The sequence below is a fragment of the Pandoraea sp. PE-S2R-1 genome (assembly GCF_002179865.1).
In the GTDB taxonomy this organism is placed as follows: Bacteria; Pseudomonadota; Gammaproteobacteria; order Burkholderiales; family Burkholderiaceae; genus Pandoraea.
Genome location: NZ_NGUR01000002.1, coordinates 30,622 through 52,019, shown reverse-complemented (window position 1 = coordinate 52,019; position 21,398 = coordinate 30,622). Strand labels below are relative to the sequence as shown.

Genomic DNA, 21,398 nt, shown 5'->3' with positions numbered 1-21,398 from the left:
AACCCACGCGCGACGCACCGGGACAGTGCTTGCCATCATCGCGCAGTGACGCCCTTTTGACAAATAGCGATCCCTTATACCGAACATAGGCGAGGTGCAGCGTGGGGGCATCTTAGGCCGGATTTCGGGACGCAGTGATGAAATATTGAGCAATAAATGCCGTTGTGGCGCCGATGACGCGACCGTCGACATGCCGGAAATAGGCGATATACTGCGTTCGGGTTCCCGTCCTTGGAGACACGTCATGGGCATTATCGGCACCATCGTCGTCGGTCTGATCGTCGGTCTCATCGCACGCGCCCTGCATCCCGGCCGGGACAGCATGGGCATCATCATGACCATCATCCTCGGCATTGCCGGCGCGCTGCTCGCCCGGTATGTCGGACAGTTCCTCCATCTCTATACCGAAGGCCAATCGGCCGGCTGGATCGCCTCGATCATTGGCGCGATCGTCCTGCTGGTGATTTACGGCGCCATCAAGCGCAGCCGCGGTACCGCCTGACGTCCGCGCCCGGAGAGCGATCATGAGCATTCTCATTCTCCTGCTTGTCGGGCTGGTGGCCGGCTGGCTTGCCGGACTGGTCGTCGGCGGCAGCTTCGGGCTGATCGGCGACATCGTCGTCGGGGTGATCGGCGCGTTCATCGGCGCCTGGTTGCTTCAGCATCTGGGCATCGCCATCGGGCACGGCACCTTCGGGCGCATCATCACGGCCACCATCGGTGCGATTGTGCTGCTCGCGCTGTTGCGGCTGGTGCGACGATAGGCCGCATCGCGACCGGGTGGTTTCGCGGCAAAAGCAACACCACCGGCGTGTGATCGCGGAAAAATCGAGCGTTGATCGCTCATGGCGAGGCTTTGGCCGCGCCAAACCTTCCAAAACCCGCTTCCGGTCAGGGTTTTCTCAGTCCGTAAGCCCCGTGGCATAAGGCTTTCCGGGAAGCGAGGGCGGTCGCCCGCGCACGTCATACGCGTTTGTCGGTGTTCGGCTATGCTTGTCGCCATCCTCTGGCCCGAGTCGTCTTGACTACGCGCGCGGTACCCCCGCCACGTTCGATCCCCGTCTTCCGCCGTCTCAAACGCGTCGCCCCCACTTCAAAAAAACAATGACTGCTAACCGCAATTCCGTGCGGCCTTTCATCGTGGCATCCGTCATGGCTGCGACCTCCATGGTCGCCATCGAAGCCACGATCATTTCCACCGCCATGCCGCAAATCGTCGCCCAGCTCGGCGGCTTGAATCTGTACAGCTGGGTTTTCTCCGCGTTCCTGCTCACGCAGACCGCCATGACCGTGGTGTTCGGCAAGCTCGCCGATCTCTACGGGCGCAAGCCGGTGGTGCTCGCGGGCATCGTGATCTTCCTGATTGCCTCGCTCGGCGGCGGGCTCGCGTGGTCGATGCCCGCGATGATCGTGTTCCGCCTGTTGCAGGGCGTGGGCGCGGCGTGTATCCAGCCGGTGAGTCTGACCATCATTGCCGACTACTACCCGATCAGCGAACGCGGCAAGGTGCAGGGCTATCTGGCGAGCGTGTGGGCCATTTCGGCCGTGCTTGGACCGATGCTCGGCGGCATCATCATCCGTGACCTGTCGTGGGCGTGGATCTTCTGGATCAACATCCCCATCGGCTTGCTGGCCGCGGCGGGCTTCATCGCCTATCTGCACGAAGAGGCCCCGCGCCAGAAACCGAGCATCGACTTCCTCGGGGCCGTGTTCTTCACCATCGCCGTGGCGGCGCTGATGATTGCGCTCACCGATGCGAATGCCTTCACCGATACGCATGTGTGGTCGGGCGTGCTGGTATGCGCCATCGCCTCGATGCTGTTCGTGTGGCAGGAGCGCCGCGCGAAGGATCCGATGATCTCGTTCGCGCTGTGGAGCCGCCGTCCGATTGCGGCGGCCAATGCGGCGACGATGCTTTCGGGCATGGTGCTCATGGGACTGACGACGTTCCTGCCGATGTACGCGCAGGGCGTGCTCAAGCAAACGCCGGTAGTCGCCGGTATGGCGCTCACGATGATCATGGTGGGCTGGCCGATTGGTGCCACGCTCGCCGCCAAGACGTTCACCCGATTTGGCCTGCGCCGCGTGCTGGTGCTAGGCAGCCTGCTGATGCCGATGGGCGGTATCGTGTTCGCGTTGCTCGGCCCGAACAGCTCGCCGGTACTGGCAGGGTTCGGCTCGTTGCTGATGGGCTTCTCGATGGGTACCGGCAGCGTGAGCGCGCTGGTGCTGATTCAGGAGCTTGTCGCGCCGTCGCAGCGCGGCAGTGCCACGGCGTCGAACATCTTCTCGCGGAATCTGGGCAGCACGCTGGGCGCGATGTTGTTCGGTGCAGTGCTCAACTACGGGCTGACGCATTCGAGCGGTCTGGGCACTGTCAGCTCCGACCAGTTGCGTCACGTGCTGGAAGATCGCGGCGTGGCGACCGTGGCCGATCAGGCGATTCGCGCGGTGTTGCAACACTCGCTGCACCTGACGTTCCTGTCGATTCTCGCGATTTCGGTGGGCGTGGTCATTCTGCTGCTGCTCGTGCCGACCAACGCCGTCGACAGCGCGCGTGGCGTGAAGCGCGACAAGCCGGAGTTCGTGCCCGGCGGGCATTGATCGTCAGATTGCGATTGGCATGCAGGCGCGCCAATGAAAACGGCCGGTACGGGCGCAACCCCGACCGGCCGTTTTCTATTCAATCAGCCTGATCCATCACGTCACATCAACGCGATGCTTCCGGCACCAGATGCAGGCGCGACTCCGTCTCGGCTTCGACCGCGGCACGGGTGTACGGCAGCTTGAAGTACTCGCCGTCGAGCCACTTCTGCGCAAGGTCGCGGTAATGCGGGCTGTCCGGATTGCCCGATTCGCCGGGCAGGTTCATCGCGCGCGTGTTGTCCCAGTTGCCCACGTCGACCACGATCCGGAACGACGGTCCGTTGGTCTGGCGGAAGTCGCTCACGCGATACGTCGACTGGTTCGGCGTAAAGGCACTGCCGCCCTTGGGTAACGGACCGACGTTGAGCTTCGCGCGCATGGCCGGGTCGACGGCGTCGGCGAGCGGGTGCGCGTTCAGGTTGGTCTGAAGCTTGCCCCACTGCCACGCACTCGGGGCGGCCCCTTGCAGTTTGACCATCTCGCCCCACGCTTCGCCAAGACTGCTGAGCAGCACCGCGTCGCGCTTGGCGTTGGCGTTCTCGCCAAAGCGGGCGGCGGGTTGCTCAAGCGCGTCGAGCATCGGTGCCGGGTCGGGCGCACCGAAGCTGTCCGCAGCGGCCTTCGGCAGCACCGCGTTCTTGTAGGCGCGGCCCAGATGACGGCTGAACCAGACCTCTTCCAGCGCGGCCTGTGCCGAGTCGGCTCCCATGTGGGCGTCCCAGCCCTTGAGCAGTTTGAGCGCGGCAGCCGTTTGCGGATCGTCGCTGGAGAGCGGCGCGAGTAGCGCCATCAAACGACGGGCCGGAATCGACACGATGTCGTTCTGCAAGCGCTCGGAATCTTCGATCGACACCTTGTCCTTCGCCTTCAGCACCTCGTCGATGCGCGCATGACGCGAGCCGTTGGTCCATTCGAAGCCGAGCTTGCGCTGATCGTACGGATACCCGGCCGGCATGTTCATCTCGTTGGACGTGGTGAAGTAGCCGGTCGCGGGGTTGTACGCCGAGGGTAACTGATCGCGACGCCAGAAGCCGGCCCACTCGTAGCGGCCGTCGCCGGGCACCGGCATCAGGCCGTCCCAGTTCGGGCGAATCGGTGCCATGCCGCTCGGCACCCAGCCGATATTGCCCGACGTATCCGCATAGACCTGATTGACCGTGGGCGCGCCCCACGTGTCGAGTGCCTTCTGGAACTGCGCGTAGTTCTTCGCGCGCATGTAGCGCATGGCGTCGAAGTAGGGCGACATGCCCGGCTCAAGCCATGCCGTGCGCACGGCGTACGCGCGATGTTTGTCCTTGTCGACATAGATCACCGGGCCGTGGCGGGTGAACTTGAGATCGGTCTCGACTGGCGCGCCGTCGCGCACGTTGATCGTCTCGTGGGCGGTGCGCATCGACACCCACTTGCCGCGATAGCGGTACTGGTCCGGGTTGGCCGGGTTCAGCTCGTAGACGTACAGGTCTTCCTGATCGATGTTGAAGATCGTGAGGCCGAACGCGATGGTGCCGTTATGTCCGATCGCCACGCCCGGAATGGCCGGCTCGCCTGCGCCGATCAGATTGAGCGTCGGCGTGCTCACCTGCACGATGTAGCGCAGGCTCGGTGCGGCATAGGCGCGGTGCGGGTCGTTGGCCATGATGGCGCGGCCGGTGGCCGATTTCTGCGGCGAGATGACCCAGTTGTTGCTGCCTTCCGCCGATTCGGTCGATACGTCGTACGGGCCGGCTTCGGCCACCTGAATGATGTCGGCGTCGGCGCGTTGCAGCGATTCCTTGGTGATCTTCACGCCTTGCGTGGCGAGATCGAAGACCTTGAGCAGATCGTCGGGCAGGCACGGATCGAGACCGGCGGGCACTTGCGTCTTCCATGCCGGTTGCAGGCCGACGCGCACACTGTCGGCGTCGAGCGAGGCCTTGCAAACGACCTTGGCGCGCGCGACTTCGCTCTTGAGGTTGCGGGTGAGGCCGTGGCTGCGAATGCGCACGATGTCCTCGGCGGTCCATTTCGCTGGCCAATACCCGACCGTGCGGAATTCGTACGGCATCTGGTCGGGGTGCGCGGCGAGCCATTCGATATAGGCGTTCACGCCGGCGGCGAAGGCTTCGGCGGCCGGCTTGGCATCGGGGCCGTAGCGGCGCCATTCGGTCGCCATGTCGCCGCGATAGACGAAGCGGCGGGCGGCGTCGTCTTGCGCAACGTAAGCGCGGCCAAAGACTTCCGACAGCTCGCCGAGACCCCGGCGTCGCCAGAGGTCGATCTGGAACAGGCGGTCGCGCGCGGCATTGAAGCCTTGCACGAAGAAGCCGTCGCGCTCGTTCGCCGCGAAGATGTGCGGCACGCCGTTGCGATCGATCAGGATATCGGCCGGCTGCGAGAGACCGGCGACCGTAAGTGTTTCGGATGCGGGGGGGGCGGCCGAGGGGGCAGTGTCGGCGGCGTGCACAGACGCGCTCCACGTGGCGAAGGCACAGGCCAGTGCGCCGATGGCGTGGATGGCATATGTGGCATTGGGACGTTGCATTGTCTTCCTCCTGTCTTCTTTGGGGTTATTGTTCTTGCGAAGTACCCAGCAATCCTATGCAGATCCCGGCGACTTGCAACCCATATTCCGCGAGGTGGAAGAAATCCCTATACTCGATCGGCCGCCGGTGTTTTTCTTACACCTTGCGCTTCCGAATTCTCTTACTTGCCCGCGCCTTTACGCACAACGCCGCTGATGCACGAACCCCGTCCGCCATCGTCACCGCCACCGGCTTCGCGTCTGCAACGCTGGCGTGCGTCGCGTCATGTGCGCACGTTGTTCGTGCCGCTATGGCGATTCGGTGTGACGGGGGTGATCTCGACGGCTGTGCATGTGATCGTGGCGATCACACTTATCGATGGGTACGGCGTGGGACCGGTGCTGGCGAACGCGACGGCGTTTTGCGTGGCGACGCCGTGTTCCTATCTGCTCAATACGCTCTGGAGTTTTTCCGCGCGGCTACACCGCACGAGTCTGCTGCGCTTCGTGGGCGTGTCGCTGTTCGGGCTGTGGCTCACGACGATGATTGCCGGAGGCGTCGAGCGCTTGGGTGGCAATCACTGGCTGGGCATTATCGCTGTCGTGCTGATCGTGCCGCCCGCGACGTTTTTGCTGCATCGGCTCTGGACGTATCGCGACGCGTGAGCGCGAGGCTTTCATGCAAATGGCGTTGCGCACGGCCGCCCACGCGAGCGGGCAGATGGCTGACCTTGCCGCTCGTCTGATAGCGCCGGCGCACGAGATAGAGCGGACGTCCCTTCGATTCGTAATAGATCCGTCCGACGTATTCGCCGATCACGCCAATCCCGACCAACTGGATACCGCCGAGGAACAGAATGCCGACGAGCAGTGAGGCATAGCCGGGCACATCGATGCCGTGGATGATCGTGCGCAGCGCGATAAAGCAGCCATAGGCGAATGAGACGAACGCCAGCGATACGCCAATGTAAGTCCAGCAGCGCAGCGGCACGGTGCTGAAGCTGGTGATGCCTTCCAACGCAAAATTCCATAACCGCCAGCCGGAGAACTTCGACTCCCCCGCGCTGCGCGGTTCGCGCACGTACTCCACGATTTCCGTCTGAAAGCCGACCCACGCGAAGAGACCCTTCATGAAGCGGCGGCGCTCGGGCAACTGCTTGAGCGCTGTCACCACGCGCCGGTCGATCAACCGGAAGTCACCAACGTTCTCGGGCAACTTCACTTCGGAGAGCCGGTTGTGCACGCGGTAGTACAACCCGGCGGCGACGCGTTTGGCGAAGCTGTCGCTCGCGCGGTTGGTGCGCTTGGCGAGCACGACTTCGGCGCCGTTGCGCCAGCGCTCGATCATCACGGGGATGAGGGCGGGCGGGTCTTGCAAGTCGGCGTCGATGGGAATTACGGCGTCGCCGACGGCTTCGTCGATGCCGGCACTGAGTGCGGCTTCCTTGCCGAAGTTGCGCGTGAAGTCCACGACACGGATGCGGGCGTCGCGACGGCGTAACGCGAGCAACGTGTTGAGCGTGTCGTCGGTGCTGCCGTCGTTCACGCAAACGATTTCGAAGTGAACGCCGGCCACGCTGTCGAGAATGGGGACGACGGCCCGGAAGAACGCATCGAGCGCCGGGGCTTCGTTGTGGCAGGGCACCACGAGCGAGACGAGCGGTGCGCGAGTGGTGTCGGGTGTGTGGCGGGTGTCGGCAGCGCGTGGCATCGGGTCACCTCGTGAACACATGGGCCATGCCGGGGGCACGGCGGTCGGCGGCATCGATTCGCCGATCGAACGCATCGGGCAGATCGGGAACATGTGCGAGCTTGCGACGACGGCGCCAGAGCATGCCGAGTGTCGCCAGCGTGATGAACGGCATGAACTGGAAGTGAATGAAGAGCACGCCGAACAGGCCGAGCAGCGGTGTGATCCACAGCAGCACGAGCCATTCTCGCTCGCCGCGCAGCCAGCCACGCGCCATACCATCGCGCACGTACCAGGCGATGACGAGCGCGAGCAGCGCGAGGTCGTAGTCGTAGAGGTATGGGCTCACGAGCGTGGTTGCGCAAATGAGCATGGCGGCACGCAACGCGAAGGCCGTGGGGCGTCGCCAGAAGTCGATCATGGCGGCCACAGCACCCAGCGCAATCACGGCGTGAATCGCGAGTGCGACGACGACCGGCAGGCGGAGCATGCGTCCGGTGATGAAGAACGTGGGAATGCGTGCAACCTGCGCCGTGCCGTTGGCGACGCCTTGGCGTGCGTACTCGTTGGCATGAAGGAAGGCCGCGTAGACGTCGATGCCGAAGAGCGCTGCGGCCAACAATGTGGTGACGGCGACGGTGGCAATACAGGCGGCAAGGGCGCGCCATTGGCGGGCGCAAAGGAATGCCAGCGGAAAGAGCAGTGCGATGTGCGGTTTGATGAAGAGCAGGCCCGCGAAGATGCCGGCCCACACGGGGCGTTTTCGCAGGAACACCAGTGAGAAGCCGGCGATGGCCGTGGTGTAGAGGCCGATCTGTCCGGCGACCACGACGAGCAACACCCCGGGGAAGCCGATGATGGGCAAGCGCGCGTCCTGCCACGGCGCGGTACGCCGCAGCGCCGTGTAGAAAAAGCCGAAGCCGACGCAGGCATAGGCCGCGTAAGCGAAAGTGAAAGGCAGCAGCGCGACGGGGGCGAGAAACACCATCATCACGGGCGGATAGAGCCACGGCATGTAGCCGCCCATCTTGGCTGTCCACGGTTCTTCTGCGAGTTGTACGCCGTTCATGATCTCGATGTTGTAGGCATCGAGCGGATGCCCTTGCAGCACGAGATGCGACGCGCCCCAGAACGGCAGGAAGTCGAGACCGAACGGGCCGACCTTGGGGTTTTGTTGAATGAAATGCTGATAGCACCAGATGCCGATCACGCCGAGCACGCAAAGCAGGCCGGCGGCGGCATACAGGCGAATGCGATCGCGATCGTCGCTCCAGTGCCGGCGCGAGGGCGCTGCTACGTCAACCACTGCGGACGGCTTCGATGTCATGCCAACACCCCCCTGGCTGCATGAAGACTGCGATGCTCGATTGCGCTGCTGTTTTGGTGTTGCGAGTTGTTGTTGTAACGATTGTCACTGCGCGGGCACGCCGAGCTCAAGCAGGGCATTCCCGAGATGGCAGGGCCACGCTCTGATATTAGACGAGACGGTCTCCGAAAGGATCACGTCTATCGGGTGACTGTGGCAAACCGGCGTTTGAAGTGTTAATTCGGATGGCAACGCAAAACGTCACGGCGCGTCACATCAGGCCGATGACGTGCCACCAAAGCGCATTGGCCGGTAGCACCGTGACGAGCGACAGCAAGGCGGTGGCGACGCAAAACCGGGTCGCGTCGCGCAGCCCGATACCGGCGAGCGCCATGGCCAGAATCAGCGGCGGCGCTTGATACGGCAGCACGATCGTCGAGATACCGACGGCCTGCGTGAGCAACACGGCTTTCATGCTGAGTGGCGCGCCCTGTGCGAGGGCGGGGACTAACGGGGTGAACAACGCGGGCGCGGCGTTCGAGGTGACGGCAAACATCAGCACGACGGAAAGTACGACCAGCACGAGATAGGCGGGCGTTGCAGACATTTGCGCAAGGTCGAGGCGCGAGAGCGCGGGACGCAACGCATCGGCCAGACCTGCGTGATCGACGGCCGCTGTCAATCCGATGATCGCGGCCACAAACCACAGCGGCGCGAGCTTCACCTGCTTGAGAAACGCTTCCGGATTCACGAGGCGTAGTGGGCCGAGGCAAAGCAGCGCCACGCCGAGCCCGACCCAACCGGCGGAGACGTGGTGCCACGGTTCAGTGAACCAGAGCCCCAACATCAGCGTCAGCGCGCCGAGCAGGCGGCGTTCGGCAGCGCTCATCGATGCGGTTGCGGGCGAGGGGGATGACGACGCGAGGTCTGCTGCGACGAGACGGTCCGGAAACATCCACATGGCAACGACGACCAACAGCGCGCCGCGCACGACGGCCAGCGCGGGCACGAGTGCGCTGGCGTATTCGGCATAGCCGAGGCGGATGCCCAGCACCGTTTCCGCGCTGCCGGCCATCACCAGATTCGGCAGATTGGCGGGCAGGATGGCGGTCGACAACTCGCAACTGGCGAGTGCGGTGGCGAGCAGCAGCCCGGTGCGTCCGGGGCGGCCGGTGACGAAGCCGACGCGGTCGCAAAAGCTGAGCACGATCGGCACCAGAATGGCGATGCGTCCCAGCGTGGAGGGCATGACCAGCGACAGCACGAAGGCGATGGCGACGAACCCGGTGAGGGCGAGCCCGTAAGCGTGTCCGCAGTGGGCGGCGAGGCGGCGTGCCACGCGTTCGCCGAGTCCGGTGACGGCGAGCGCCATGCCGATGACGGCGCCGCTGAACACCAGCCAGAAGGCACCGGACGTGAAGCCCGAGAAGACCACGCCTGCGCCGAGCGATGTGCCCGCAACCAGCAGGAACATCAACAGCAACGACACGAGGAAGTCGGGCAGCCAGCCGGTGGCCCAGTAGCCGAGGCAAAGCGTCACGATGACGGCCACCGAGAGCGTGTCGCCACGCAACCCTGCCGAGTACAGCGCGAAGCCAACGAGGGCGCTGAGTCCCACAAGCAAGCCATGCCGCGAGCGTCGCCCGGGCGCGAAGGCGTCGCCGGGGATGGGGGCGACCGTGCTGCCAGCAGCAGGTGTCGGGCTGGTTTGTGACATGGTGACTCCAGATAATATATAATTTTGCGTGATTATATATAATTTGCCGGGAGAGTCGACGAATGGCGAAAGATGCCGGATCGGAAGCGGGATCGGAGTCGCAGGCGGGCACTGCGACGGAGCGGGCTTATGAAGCGTTGCGTGAACAGATTGGCCGAGGTGAATTGAAGCCGGGCGAAGCGCTGCGGCAGGACCATCTCGCGGCGGCGCTGGGCGTGAGCCATGTGCCGGTGCGTGAAGCGCTGACGATGCTCGCGGCTGACGGGTTGGCGCTCAGCCGCGTGAATCGCGGCACGGTGGTGGCGTCGCTCACCGAGCGCGACGCGCTGGAGTTGGCCGACTACCGCGCGTTGCTGGAGGGGCGGTTGATGGCGTTGGCGATGCCGAACTTGTCGCGCGCCGATTTGGCGCGGGCCGAGGCGTCGTTGGATGCGTTGGAAGCGACGTCGGATCTTGCGGATGTGGTGGCACGCAACGCGGCGTTTCACGCGATGCTTTACGCGAAGGCGGAGCGCCCTTACTTTCAGCGTGCAGTGGCGACGGCGCGGCTGAACCTCGGCCGGTATCTGTTTCTGGCGTGGCGCACGCAGGGGAATGCGCAGCGCTCGCACGAGGAACATCGCGAGCTACTGCGTCTTTGTGCGGCCGGTGACGATGCAGGGGCGGTGGCACTGGTGCAGGCGCATAACCGGGAAACCGGCGAGCGGATTGCGCAAATCATTCGAGAGGGTTGGGACGCGTGAGCTATGTCGACACGAACGGCCGCGCCTTTGTCATTGAAGTGGTGAGACCGGCGGACTTGCCTGTGCTCGCACAGCTGTACCTCGACGTCAGACGGCAGACGATGACGTGGCTGACGCCCGACCGGTTCCGGTATGAAGACTTCGCGTCGGATGCCGCGGGCGAGACGATTCAAGTAGCGAGAGCTGCCAACGAGGAGATCCTCGGATTCATCTCTGTCTGGCCTGCGGATAACTTCATTCACATGCTCTACGTGCGTGAGACCTCGCAAGGCGCAGGTGTGGGGGCGGCGTTGTTGAAAGCGCTCCCGGGCTGGCAGTCGCGCGTATATCGACTCAAATGTCTGGTGAAGAACTCGCGGGCGAGGGCGTTCTACTTGCGTCACGGTTGTGTTGTGACCGGGGCGGGGACGTCGGAAGAGGGGGATTACGAGGATATGGTGACCGTGGTTGCCCGAGCTTGATGAGCTGCCGATTGAGTGCTGTCTGATAAGTGTCACATCTGCTTGTGATGGTTTGTGCTCGGAGAACCATTGCCGAGGGAAGAGAGACGAGGAACACATCCTGATCGTCGCAGCCTATCGAACGAGATGTCAGCGAAGCGCTTCCATACTCCCTTAAGTACCTCCTCTCGACCGATGTCATTGAGGGTGGACCTTAAAAGGACTATATTCAGTCTCACTGGGATTTGGAACTATGGAAATGCGCTACTCAACGCAAGTCAAGCCTATCAGCTATCTGAAGGCGAACGCCGCGGAAGTCCTGGCGACGCTCGCGAAACAACGCGTGCCGATGATTATCACGCAGAATGGCGAAGCCAAAGCCGTACTGGTGGATGTGGCTTCGTATGAAGCGACGCAGGAAACGCTCGCACTTCTCAAACTGCTGGCGCTTGGGAATCGAGATGTGGAGGCGGGCAACGTTGCACCAGTCGCCGATGTCGTGGCGCGTATTCGAAAAAAGCGGAGCGCCGCGGAATGACGGGAGGGAGGGTCAAGTACAAAGTGACCATGACTGCCGGTGCAGAAAGTGACCTCGAAGCGATTTACGACTACATTGCCGAGTTCGATTGTCCGAAGAATGCAGAGCGAGTTCTCGATCAGTTGCTGAGCGTTGTAGAGAGCCTCGCTCAATGGCCTGAACGCGGTAGTTATCCCAGAGAGCTGGTGTCGCTCGGTATCAAGGAGTTCCGTCAAGTTGCCTTCAAACCCTATCGCGTCATTTATCGGATCTTCGGCAAACAAATCGTGATCTACGTCGTCGCTGACGGTCGGCGCGATATGCAGTCGGTTCTCGAAGATCGCTTACTCTCAAGTTAGCCGACTCACTCGCTTTCACTCGACTAAACAAAAACACCCCGGATCAGCGGCGTACCGCTGTGATCCGGGGTGTTTTTGTTTGTGGCGACCCGTTTTGCACGGGAGCGCCACGACAATCAGTCTGTCAGACGTTACACGTTAAACAAGAAATTCATCACGTCGCCGTCATGCACGACGTATTCCTTGCCTTCGGCGCGCATCTTGCCGGCTTCTTTCGCGCCTTGCTCGCCCTTGAACTGGATGTAGTCGTCGAACGCGATCGTCTGCGCGCGGATGAAGCCGCGCTCGAAGTCGGTGTGGATCACGCCAGCCGCTTGCGGGGCCGTGTCGCCCACGTGGATCGTCCACGCGCGCACTTCCTTCACGCCGGCCGTGAAGTACGTCTGCAAGCCCAGCAGCTTGAAGCCCGCACGAATCACGCGGTCCAGACCCGGCTCGTCCATGCCCATGTCGGCCAAAAACTCGGCCTTGTCGGCATCTTCCATATCGCCGATTTCCGCTTCGATCGCCGCGCACACCGCCACGACCGGCGCATTTTCCGCTTCAGCGTACTTGCGCACCGCATCCAGATGCGGGTTGTTCTCGAAACCGTCGTCCTTCACGTTCGCCACATACATCGTCGGCTTGGCCGTGATCAGGCAGAACGGCTTGATCAACGCCTGTTCGTCTTCTGACAGCTTGAGCGAGCGCACCGGACGTGCCTCGTTGAGCACCGGCGCAATCTTCTCGAGTACCGCCACCAGCTTGGCCGCTTCCTTGTCGTTGCCCGACTTGGCCGCCTTCGTGTAACGCTGCAACGACTTCTCGACGGTGGCCAGATCGGCCAGCGCGAGTTCGGTGTTGATCACTTCGATGTCGGAGATCGGGTTGACCTTGCCGGCCACGTGGATGACGTTCTCATCCTCGAAGCAACGCACGACGTGCGTGATCGCGTCCGTCTCGCGAATGTTCGCGAGGAACTGGTTGCCCAGCCCTTCACCCTTGGACGCGCCCGCCACCAGACCGGCGATGTCCACGAATTCGACCGTTGCCGGCATGATCCGCTCGGGCTTGACGATCTCGGCCAGCTTGCCCAGTCGCGGGTCCGGCACCTCGACCACGCCGACGTTCGGCTCGATCGTACAGAACGGGTAGTTCTCGGCAGCGATGCCCGCCTTGGTCAGCGCATTGAAAAGGGTCGATTTGCCGACGTTGGGCAAGCCGACGATGCCGCATTTGAGGCTCATGCTAAATCCTGTGAAATCCGGTATTGCGTCGCGGAAAGTCCGCTATTGTACCCGTTCGTGCCCGAAACACCCGCTCCGCCACCCCCGGGGCCTCGGGGGGCGCAGGCGCTCAGCTCAGTTGCTTGGCCGAGAACGTGTCGCACTTGCGCACATCGCCCGACTGCAACCCCTGACGCAGCCAATACACCCGCTGCGCACTCGTGCCGTGCGTGAACGACTCCGGCACCACGCGTCCCTGCGATTGCTGCTGCAACCGGTCGTCGCCGATGGCCGCCGCCGCCTTGAGCCCCTGTTCAATGTCACCCGGCTCGAACAACTGCTGGTTCGCCTTGGCCGCATTGTTGGCCCAGACGCCGGCAAAGCAGTCCGCCTGCAACTCCAGCCGCACCGACAGCGCATTGGCCTGCGCTTCGCTCACCCGCCGGCGCGCCGCGTCGAACTGCTCGGAAATGCCCAGCAGGTTCTGCACGTGATGGCCCACCTCGTGCGCAATCACGTAAGCCTGCGCGAAGTCGCCACCCGCACCGAACTTGCGCTGCAATTCGTCGTAAAACTCGAGATCGATATAGACCTTCTGGTCGCCCGGACAGTAAAACGGCCCCATGGCCGTTTGCCCCGTCCCGCACGCCGTGGCCGTCGCCCCGGAGAACACCACCAGCTTGGGCGCCACGTACTGACGGTTCAACTGCGCGGGGAAAACGCTCGCCCACGTGTGCTCGATGTTGCCCAGCACCTTGCGCGTGAAAACAATCTTGGGGTCGTTGGCGGGTGCCGTGTTGGCCGGTGCCCGCTGGGGCTGCGACTGCGTTTGCCCCTGAATCATCTGCGAGCCTTCGATGATCTCGCGCGGGTCGATGCCGAAGAAGTACGAGGCCGCCAGCGCCACCACGATCGTGCCGATCCCGATGGTCGCGCGACCTCCGAAGCCGCCGCCACTGCCCCGGCGGTCTTCTACGTTCTGACTTTCCTGTTCGTCGTCGAGACGCATTTTGAATCTCCCCTGCATGGATGCCCGTTACCTGCGCGGAAGTATAGCGCCGGGCGTCGACGGCGCGACGCTCGGTCGCAGCCGGGCCCCGCGCGGCCGGTCATCGCCCCGGCGGCAGGCGTGCGACAATACGCCATCTCGTTTTCTGAACCAGTCGGCTCGCGCAGTCATGGCGCGGGCGCTGCATTCGCCGCATGGCCCAATCCCAAACTTCCAGCCAGACGCACGACGTCATCGTCGTCGGTGGCGGTCTGATCGGCAAGGCCGCCGCCTTGCTGCTTTCGCAAGCGCGCCTGTCGGTCGCACTGCTCGCCCAGCCCGCCGCCGCGCCAGCACCGGCGACGGCCCCCGGCGCCGACCTCTGGGACGCCCGCATCTATTCGCTCTCGTCCAGCTCGCAAGCCCTCTTCGAGCGCATGCGTGTCTGGCAGGCGGTCGATCCTGCACGCGTGAATCCCGTCTACGACATGGAAGTGTTCGGCGACGAACGTGGCAGCCTGCACTTCTCGGCCTATCAGGCCGCCGTGCCGCAACTGGCATGGATCGCCGAATCGTCCAATCTCGAACGCGCCCTCGACGCCGCGCTGCGCTTCTCTCCGCAAGTCCATTGGGTCGACGCCCGCGCCGATGCGCTCGAAGTCGACGCGGATGCCGCTTCGGTGCGTTTGTCCGACGGCAAGGTACTGCGCGCATCGCTCGTGGTCGGGGCCGACGGCGCGCACTCGTGGGTACGTGGCACGGCAGGCCTCGATGGCACGGTGCGCCCGTATGAACAACTTGGCGTGGTGTGCAACTTCCGCGCGGAGCGATCGCACCGCGATACCGCGTTTCAATGGTTTCACGACGGCGAGATCATCGCGCTGCTGCCACTGCCGGATCAGCACGTCTCGCTCGTCTGGTCGGCGGCCGAGAGCCACGCCAGTCAGTTGCTTGCGCTCGACCCCAAAGACCTTGCCGAGCGTATCGGTACGTTCTCGAAGGGTGAACTTGGTCAGCTCACGCCGGTCTCAGCCCGCGCACAGGGGTTTCCGCTGGTGCTCGCGCAAGCGAAGCGTCTCATTGCCCAACGCGTGGCGTTGATCGGCGACGCGGCGCACGTAGTGCATCCGCTGGCCGGGCAGGGCATGAACCTCGGTTTGCGCGATGTTGCCGCACTGGGCGACGCCGTGGCTGCGCGGGAATCGTTCCGCGACTGTGGCGATGCCACCGTGCTGCGTCGCTACGAGCGTGCGCGCAAGGAAGATATCGGCAGCATGGCGTTCACGACCGATGGGCTGCACAAACTGTTCTCGACCAGCAGCCCGCTCGCGAAATTTGCACGCAACGCCGGTCTCGACGGCGTGAACATGCTGCCCTTCGTGAAGAAATTCCTGATCGGCCGCGCGCTGGGTTAAGGCATTCGTCTACGGCGTCGATTCGCAACTGGCGAAACGACGCGCGGGACAGTGCAAGTATCTGCGCACGCCCTCGCATCCCCATACGCACCATCAAGCACGACACTACTTCTGGAGAAATTCGATGTTGCAACGTTATCGCGCCGCGGCGCTTGCTATCGCAGCGGTTTGCGCCGCCGGTGTCACCACGCTGGCCGTCGCGCAGAACAAGCCGGACGCGACGCTCGACCGCGTGAAGAGCGCCGTGCAAAAGACGCTCGGTTCGGATGCCCCCGTGAAGTCGGTGTCGCGCACGCCGGTGCCGGGGCTCTATGAAGTGGCGGTCGGCGGCGAGATCATCTACGCCGACGAAAAGGCACAGTACGTCATTCTGGGCGGCAATCTGATCGACACCAAGACGCGTCAGAACCTCACGGAAGCGCGTCAATCCGAGCTGAACAAGGTCGACTTCTCGAAGCTCCCGCTCGATCGCGCCATCAAGTTCGTGAAGGGCAACGGCAGCCGCAAGATCGCGGTCTTCTCCGATCCGAATTGCCCGTACTGCAAGCGCTTCGAAGAGACCCTGAAGTCGAACATCGACAACATCACCGTCTATACCTTCCTGTACCCGGTGCTCGGCCCGGATTCGGACGCCAAGTCGAAGGCCATCTGGTGCTCGACCGATCGCCTCAAGGCATGGCACGACTGGATGCTCGACAAGAAGGCACCGGCCACGCCGAGCGCCAAGTGCGACGACGGTCCGGTCAAGCAGAACGTGGCGCTGGGTCACAGCTACAACGTGACGGGCACGCCGACGATCATTCTGTCGGACGGCCGCCGCCTGCCGGGTGCCGTGCCCGCCGACGAGCTCGAAAAAGCCCTCGCCACCGTCAAGTAAGCCCTCTCACATAAGAAGCGCCTGCCCGCGCCGCCCACGTCATGAAAGCTACGCCTTCCATTCGCTACGCCGTTGTCCCGAAGTCGCCCGCCGCTCACTTGTTCGAAGTGAGCGTCACGGTCTCCAGCCCTGCGCCTGAAGGCCAGCGTTTCACGCTGCCGGCGTGGATTCCGGGCAGCTATATGGTGCGCGAGTTCGCGCGCAACATCGTGACCATCGGCGCGACGTGCCGTGGCCGCAAGGTGGCGCTCGACAAGCTCGACAAGCACACGTGGCAGGCGGCGCCCTGCAAGGGCACGCTGATCGTGACGTATGAGGTCTATGCGTGGGATCTCTCGGTGCGCGCCGCGCATCTGGACGACACGCACGGCTTCTTCAACGGCACCAGCGTGTTTCTGCGTGTGCACGGGCAGGAGAACTCGCCGTGCGAAGTCGACATCCTGCGTCCGCGCGGTGCTGTCTACAAGGCATGGCGCGTGGCGACGGCGCTGGAGCCTGCACAGGGGACGGCGGCGCTCGACTTCGGACGCTATGCCGCCGCCGATTACGACGAACTGATCGATTCGCCGGTGGAACTGGGCACCTTCGTGCACGGCACCTTCAAGGCGTGCGGTGTGACGCATGAGGTGGCCATCACCGGCCCCGTGCCGAAGCTCGATCTCGATCGCTTGCTGCGCGACATGAAGAAGATCTGCGAATCGCAGATCCGATTGTTCGAACCGGGCGCCAGCGCGCGCTCGCGTGTGCCCATGTCGCGTTACGTCTTCCTGTTGATGACCGTGGGCGACGGCTATGGCGGGCTGGAGCATCGCGCATCCACGGCGTTGCTGGCCGGTCGTAACGATTTGCCGGTGCAGGGTCAGGCCAAGATGAGCGACGCGTATCGCGGCTTCCTCGGTCTGGTGAGCCACGAGTATTTCCACACGTGGAACGTCAAACGCATCAAACCGGCGGCCTTTGCGCCCTATACGCTCGATCAGGAAAATTACACGCGCCTGCTGTGGTTGTTCGAAGGCTTCACGTCGTATTACGACGATCTGATGCTCGTGCGCAGCGGCGTGATCGACGCGCCCGCTTATTACGATCTGGTCGCGAAGACGGTGGCCAATGTGCTGCGCGGCAGCGGCCGTCTCAAGCAGACCGTTGCCGAGAGTTCGTTCGACGCGTGGACCAAGTACTACCGTCAGGACGAGAACGCGCCGAACGCCATCGTGAGTTACTACACGAAGGGCTCGCTGATCGCGCTGGCACTTGATCTGACCATTCGCACGCAGACCCGTGGCCAGAAGTCGCTCGACGACATCATGCGCGCGCTGTGGCAGCGTTACGGACGCGATTTCTATCGCGGCTCGCCGGTCGGCATCGATGAAGACGCGGTGCAGCCGTTGTTTGAAGAGGTGTCGGGTATCGACCTGTCGGAGTTCTTCGCGACGGCCGTCAACGGCACGCGCGACTTGCCGCTCGCGTCGTTGCTGGAACGTGTCGGCCTGACGCTGGCGCCGGTGACACCGGATCACGGCCGTCCGTCACTGGGCGCGAAGACGGCCAAGCGCGGTGACGATCTCGCGCTCGCGCAGGTGCTCGACGGTGGTGCTGCGCAAGCGGCGGGTCTGTCGGCAGGCGATACGCTCGTCGCCATCGACGGTCTGCGCGTGACGGCGGGCAATCTCGACAAGTTGCTCGAACGCTATCGTGCAGGCGATCAGGTGCGCGTGCATGCGTTCCGTCGTGACGAGTTGCGTGAAACCACGCTTACGCTCGATGCCCCGGAAGTGACGCAATACCGCATTACCGCCACGCGCGATCGCGCCGCAGCGCAACGCCGCGAGAAGTGGCTGAGCGCCTGATCTGTATTTGATCCGTGTTTGATGGGTGTTTGAATCGCGTTTGATTCGTCTTTGATTCGCGCCCAATTACCGCTTGGCCTCGACCGGTGCCGGACCCGGCACCGTCGGGTCGCGGTTTTCTTCGGGACACGTCCGCGCGACCGCCAGCATATGTTCGATGAAGACCTGTGTCTTTCTCGGCAAAAAGCGGCGCGAGGGCGTGACCAGATGCACCGGGCTGGCCGGTAACGACCACTCGGGCAGCACTTTGACCAGACGGCCCGTGCGCAACGCATCCTCGGCCAGAATGTCGGTCAGCGCGGCAATGCCGCTGCCCGCCAGCGCCATCTCCTTGACCATCCCCATGCTGTTGACCTGAATCGCGCCGTGCATCGTGATGTCCACGCGCTGCCGCCCTTTGTGCAGTGTGTCGGTATTGAAGAGCCGCCGCGCGCCTTGCAGAATCACGTACCGGTGGCCGGCAAGTTCTTCCGGCTCACCGGGCAGGCCGGTGGCGCTGAGATAGAGCGGGCTGGCGTAGAGGCTGCGCGTGAGCATCAGCAACGGACGCGCCACCAGCGTGGAGTCCGAGAGCTGGCCCGCGCGAATGGCGACATCCACACGCTCGGCGATCAGGTCGACCTGCCGCGAGCTGAGATCGACATCGACGGTGATTTCGGGATACGCCGCACAGAACGTGGCGAGCGGAAGCGCCAGCCATTGCGTCGCAAAGTCGGCGGGTGCGGTGATGCGCAAACGGCCACGCGGCTTGTTCGAGAGCTGCGAAGCGAAGTCGCGCGTCTCTTCCACTTCTTCGAGAATCGGCAGACAGCGCTCGTAATACGCCTCGCCCACTTCCGTGAGTTCAAGGCGCCGGGTGGTCTTGTGCAGCAGCCGCGTGCCGAGTCGCGTCTCCAGCCGGGACAAGCGGCGGCTGACCGTTGCCTTCGGCAGATCGAGCCGTTCACCGGCCCGGGTGATGCTGCCGGAGCGCACCACTTCGGCGAAGATCAGCATGTCGTTCAGATCGTCAATCATCGCACTGCGCTCCTTGTGACGCCTGATGGCATCTGGTCAAACCCGCTGAATCACCCATGAACCGCTCATGAACCGCCCGTGAATCCGCTACCTGGGAGGGACGAATTCATTGTTCCAAAATAGGAACAAACAATTCGATTTTAGCGGCTTGTTTCATTTTTGTGGGTAACTAGAATTCACCCTAAGCCGACACGCAATTGACGGCATCCCCGGTGAAGGGGGCCTGCGTGGACGGATTTTCCGAACCCAGGCTCAGGAGCCACAGCAATGACCACGATTCTGCAAATCAATTCCGCCGCCCGCTCGCAGGGTGCCAACTCGACCACGCTCGCCAACGAAACGGTGACGCAACTGGTCGCGAAGAACCCCGGTGCCAAGGTGGTCGTGCGCGATCTGCTGGCCGACGGCGTGCCACATCTGGACGAAGCCGTGATCGGCGCGTTCTTCACGCCGGAAGACCAACGCTCGCCCGAGCAGAACGCCATCATCGCGCGCAGCGATGCGCTGATCGCCGAAATTCAAGCCGCCGACTATGTCGTGTTCGGCGTGCCGCTGTACAACTTCCAGGTGCCGTCGCAACTGAAGGCGTACTTCGACTGGATCGCCCGTGCCCGCGTGACGTTCCGTTACCGTGAAGACGGCACCGTGGAAGGCCTGATCCAAGGCAAGAAGGTGCTCGTGGCGTTTGCTCGCGGCGGCAACTACAAGGACACGCCGGCCGACAGCCAAACCCCGTACCTGAAGGCCATTCTGGGCTTCCTCGGCATGACCGACGTGACGTTCATCTTCGCCGAAGGTCTTGCACGTGGCCCGGAATCGGCCGCTGCCGGTTTCAAGAACGCCCGCGACGCCATCGCAGCGCTGTAATTCAGCGTACTGAAGTGGCGCGCCCGGTCGGGCTGCGAACGTAGCCCGACTCGCCGGATCCTCCCGGCGAGCGGGCGCGCCGCGTCGCTTACCGCTAGTTGTCCCGCACGCGCAGGAACCCCCAATGACCAACCCGAATTCCGTCCCGGGTCTCGCATCGGGTCCCGTATCTCTCGAATCTCTCGTGTCGTTACGGACTCGTGTCAAGAAGCGCCCGGCCGCCCATGCCGACGCGCCGGTCATTCCGCGCGTGCTTCCCGTCTCCCGGCCCGGCCGCTGTGCTGCGGCCGCGGGGGCGGGTGTTTTCGATCAGACCGCCGAGACCGATCCGTTCCTCTCGGTCGATGTATTCCGCCGTCACGGCGCGTGCATTCCGCCGCATCCGCATGCAGGGTGTGCCGTGGCGACCTATCTGTTTCCCGAATCTACGACGTCGATGCGCTGTCGAAACGCGCAAGGCGGTGACGACACGCTGCAACCGGGCGATCTGCTCTGGCTGGAAGCGAATTGCGGCACCGTGCATGACGACGTCCCGGAAGACCTTTGCAAGACCGTGCGCGGCGTGCGTCTGGTCGTCAATCGCGCCGGACGGCATGCGCATGGCGCCCCCGATCAGACCGTGGTGCGCGCCGCCGCGATGCCGCAGTGGCAAGCAGGCGGGCTCGACCTGACGCTCGTGTGTGGCGAGTGGGGTGAGCTGCAAGTCGATCGCGCTGATCGTGCTGATCGTGCTGATCGTTCTGATTGCGTAAGCAGCGACGAGACGCCTCAAAGCGGTGGCGGCCATTCCTGTGAGGAAAAACCGACAACGTTGTTGCGACTCGACTGGCGCGACGACGATGTGCGTACGTTCACCATTCCGTGCGACGGCCGCCGTTGGATTGCGCTGATCGCGCAGGGCGAGGCGGCATTGGCTGGCCATGCGTTGCGTGCCGATGGCGGCGATGTGGAAGCGATGTTGCTGCCGCCCGGTGAATGGCAGATGGCGGGGCGCGCTGGCGCACGCCTGCTGCTCGTCGGCGGTACGCCACTCGATGAGCCGGTGGTCTTTCGCGGCAACTTCGCGGCGCGCGACGAGGGCGATCTCATCAACCTCATGCGGCGTTACCAGCAAGGCTCGATGGGCACGCTTTGATGCTGCGTGACTGAAGTCAGTGACCAATGAATGCAGAAGGGGGATTCGGCCATTGCGACCGAATCCCCCTTTTTACGCTGCCGTATGACTTCAGCGCACTAAGTCACTGCATCACGTTGCAGCAATGGC

General features: G+C 63.5%; 20 protein-coding genes. 13 read left to right on the top strand and 7 right to left on the bottom strand.

Features of this window, described 5'->3' with window-relative positions:
• Nucleotides 1-244 precede the first annotated feature (244 nt).
• From CDV44_RS00220 to CDV44_RS00210, 3 genes are all read left to right on the top strand, one after another.
• Nucleotides 245-502 (top strand): GlsB/YeaQ/YmgE family stress response membrane protein, encoded by a 258-nt coding sequence (locus tag CDV44_RS00220; RefSeq protein WP_058376243.1) that lies wholly within the window; start codon nucleotides 245-247, stop codon nucleotides 500-502.
• Between the two features lie 22 nt (nucleotides 503-524).
• Nucleotides 525-764, top strand: a complete 240-nt coding sequence (locus tag CDV44_RS00215; RefSeq protein ID WP_087686214.1) for a GlsB/YeaQ/YmgE family stress response membrane protein — start codon at nucleotides 525-527, stop codon at nucleotides 762-764.
• A 340-nt stretch (nucleotides 765-1,104) separates the two neighbouring features.
• The gene (locus CDV44_RS00210; protein WP_087686213.1) at nucleotides 1,105-2,604 is read left to right on the top strand and encodes an MDR family MFS transporter; all 1,500 of its coding nucleotides are present in this window, start codon (nucleotides 1,105-1,107) and stop codon (nucleotides 2,602-2,604) included.
• A 106-nt stretch (nucleotides 2,605-2,710) separates the two neighbouring features.
• Here the strand turns inward: CDV44_RS00210 and CDV44_RS00205 are convergent, their stop codons facing one another.
• Nucleotides 2,711-5,167, bottom strand: coding sequence for a penicillin acylase family protein (locus CDV44_RS00205; RefSeq protein WP_087686212.1), 2,457 nt, complete (start codon nucleotides 5,165-5,167; stop codon nucleotides 2,711-2,713).
• 195 nt (nucleotides 5,168-5,362) lie between these two features.
• On the opposite strand from CDV44_RS00205, the gene CDV44_RS00200 reads away from it, so the two are divergent.
• A complete protein-coding gene (locus tag CDV44_RS00200) occupies nucleotides 5,363-5,812 on the top strand; it encodes a GtrA family protein (RefSeq protein ID WP_087686211.1) in 450 nt (149 codons plus the stop codon).
• On the opposite strand, the gene CDV44_RS00195 is transcribed toward CDV44_RS00200, so the two are convergent.
• The 3 genes from CDV44_RS00195 to CDV44_RS00185 form a co-directional block, all read right to left on the bottom strand.
• Nucleotides 5,739-6,857: a glycosyltransferase family 2 protein gene (locus CDV44_RS00195; RefSeq protein ID WP_087686210.1), complete on the bottom strand. Its 1,119-nt coding sequence runs from the start codon at nucleotides 6,855-6,857 to the stop codon at nucleotides 5,739-5,741. The genes CDV44_RS00200 and CDV44_RS00195 overlap by 74 nt on opposite strands.
• Before the next feature lie 4 nt (nucleotides 6,858-6,861).
• Nucleotides 6,862-8,163 carry a glycosyltransferase family 87 protein gene (locus CDV44_RS00190; RefSeq protein ID WP_087686209.1) on the bottom strand — a complete coding sequence of 434 codons (1,302 nt, stop codon included), beginning with the start codon at nucleotides 8,161-8,163 and terminating at the stop codon, nucleotides 6,862-6,864.
• Between the two features lie 250 nt (nucleotides 8,164-8,413).
• Nucleotides 8,414-9,859, bottom strand: a complete 1,446-nt coding sequence (locus tag CDV44_RS00185; RefSeq protein ID WP_087686208.1) for an SLC13 family permease — start codon at nucleotides 9,857-9,859, stop codon at nucleotides 8,414-8,416.
• A 62-nt stretch (nucleotides 9,860-9,921) separates the two neighbouring features.
• On the opposite strand from CDV44_RS00185, the gene CDV44_RS00180 reads away from it, so the two are divergent.
• The 4 genes from CDV44_RS00180 to CDV44_RS00165 all read left to right on the top strand — a co-directional run bounded on the left by CDV44_RS00180 (nucleotide 9,922) and on the right by CDV44_RS00165 (nucleotide 11,918).
• Nucleotides 9,922-10,602 (top strand): GntR family transcriptional regulator, encoded by a 681-nt coding sequence (locus CDV44_RS00180; RefSeq protein ID WP_087686207.1) that lies wholly within the window; start codon nucleotides 9,922-9,924, stop codon nucleotides 10,600-10,602.
• Nucleotides 10,599-11,063 (top strand): GNAT family N-acetyltransferase, encoded by a 465-nt coding sequence (locus tag CDV44_RS00175; RefSeq protein WP_249277348.1) that lies wholly within the window; start codon nucleotides 10,599-10,601, stop codon nucleotides 11,061-11,063. The genes CDV44_RS00180 and CDV44_RS00175 overlap by 4 nt, the downstream gene beginning before the upstream one ends.
• 238 nt (nucleotides 11,064-11,301) lie before the next feature.
• Complete coding sequence (locus tag CDV44_RS00170; RefSeq protein ID WP_087686311.1) at nucleotides 11,302-11,580, top strand: type II toxin-antitoxin system Phd/YefM family antitoxin; 279 nt, start codon at nucleotides 11,302-11,304, stop codon at nucleotides 11,578-11,580.
• A gap of 29 nt (nucleotides 11,581-11,609) precedes the next feature.
• On the top strand, nucleotides 11,610-11,918 hold the full coding sequence (locus CDV44_RS00165; protein ID WP_249277347.1) for a type II toxin-antitoxin system RelE/ParE family toxin: 309 nt from the start codon (nucleotides 11,610-11,612) through the stop codon (nucleotides 11,916-11,918).
• A 131-nt stretch (nucleotides 11,919-12,049) separates the two neighbouring features.
• Here the strand turns inward: CDV44_RS00165 and ychF are convergent, their stop codons facing one another.
• Nucleotides 12,050-13,144 (bottom strand): redox-regulated ATPase YchF, encoded by a 1,095-nt coding sequence (ychF, locus tag CDV44_RS00160; protein WP_058376235.1) that lies wholly within the window; start codon nucleotides 13,142-13,144, stop codon nucleotides 12,050-12,052.
• Nucleotides 13,145-13,253: 109 nt separating this feature from the next.
• The gene (locus CDV44_RS00155) at nucleotides 13,254-14,132 is read right to left on the bottom strand and encodes a neutral zinc metallopeptidase (RefSeq protein ID WP_087686205.1); all 879 of its coding nucleotides are present in this window, start codon (nucleotides 14,130-14,132) and stop codon (nucleotides 13,254-13,256) included.
• Nucleotides 14,133-14,326: 194 nt separating this feature from the next.
• Here CDV44_RS00155 and CDV44_RS00150 point away from each other — a divergent pair, with 194 nt between their 5' ends.
• The 3 genes from CDV44_RS00150 (at nucleotide 14,327) to CDV44_RS00140 (ending at nucleotide 18,250) form a co-directional block, all read left to right on the top strand.
• Nucleotides 14,327-15,526, top strand: coding sequence for a UbiH/UbiF family hydroxylase (locus CDV44_RS00150; RefSeq protein WP_087686204.1), 1,200 nt, complete (start codon nucleotides 14,327-14,329; stop codon nucleotides 15,524-15,526).
• A gap of 124 nt (nucleotides 15,527-15,650) precedes the next feature.
• Nucleotides 15,651-16,403, top strand: coding sequence for a DsbC family protein (locus CDV44_RS00145; RefSeq protein WP_087686203.1), 753 nt, complete (start codon nucleotides 15,651-15,653; stop codon nucleotides 16,401-16,403).
• 41 nt (nucleotides 16,404-16,444) lie between these two features.
• Complete coding sequence (locus CDV44_RS00140; RefSeq protein ID WP_087686202.1) at nucleotides 16,445-18,250, top strand: M61 family metallopeptidase; 1,806 nt, start codon at nucleotides 16,445-16,447, stop codon at nucleotides 18,248-18,250.
• Nucleotides 18,251-18,316: 66 nt separating this feature from the next.
• Here the strand turns inward: CDV44_RS00140 and CDV44_RS00135 are convergent, their stop codons facing one another.
• Nucleotides 18,317-19,267 carry a LysR family transcriptional regulator gene (locus CDV44_RS00135; RefSeq protein WP_058376230.1) on the bottom strand — a complete coding sequence of 317 codons (951 nt, stop codon included), beginning with the start codon at nucleotides 19,265-19,267 and terminating at the stop codon, nucleotides 18,317-18,319.
• A gap of 267 nt (nucleotides 19,268-19,534) precedes the next feature.
• Here CDV44_RS00135 and CDV44_RS00130 point away from each other — a divergent pair, with 267 nt between their 5' ends.
• The gene (locus CDV44_RS00130) at nucleotides 19,535-20,134 is read left to right on the top strand and encodes an FMN-dependent NADH-azoreductase (RefSeq protein ID WP_058376229.1); all 600 of its coding nucleotides are present in this window, start codon (nucleotides 19,535-19,537) and stop codon (nucleotides 20,132-20,134) included.
• 184 nt (nucleotides 20,135-20,318) lie between these two features.
• Nucleotides 20,319-21,269: a pirin-like C-terminal cupin domain-containing protein gene (locus CDV44_RS00125; protein ID WP_170935809.1), complete on the top strand. Its 951-nt coding sequence runs from the start codon at nucleotides 20,319-20,321 to the stop codon at nucleotides 21,267-21,269.
• The last annotated feature ends 129 nt before the right edge of the window (nucleotides 21,270-21,398 follow it).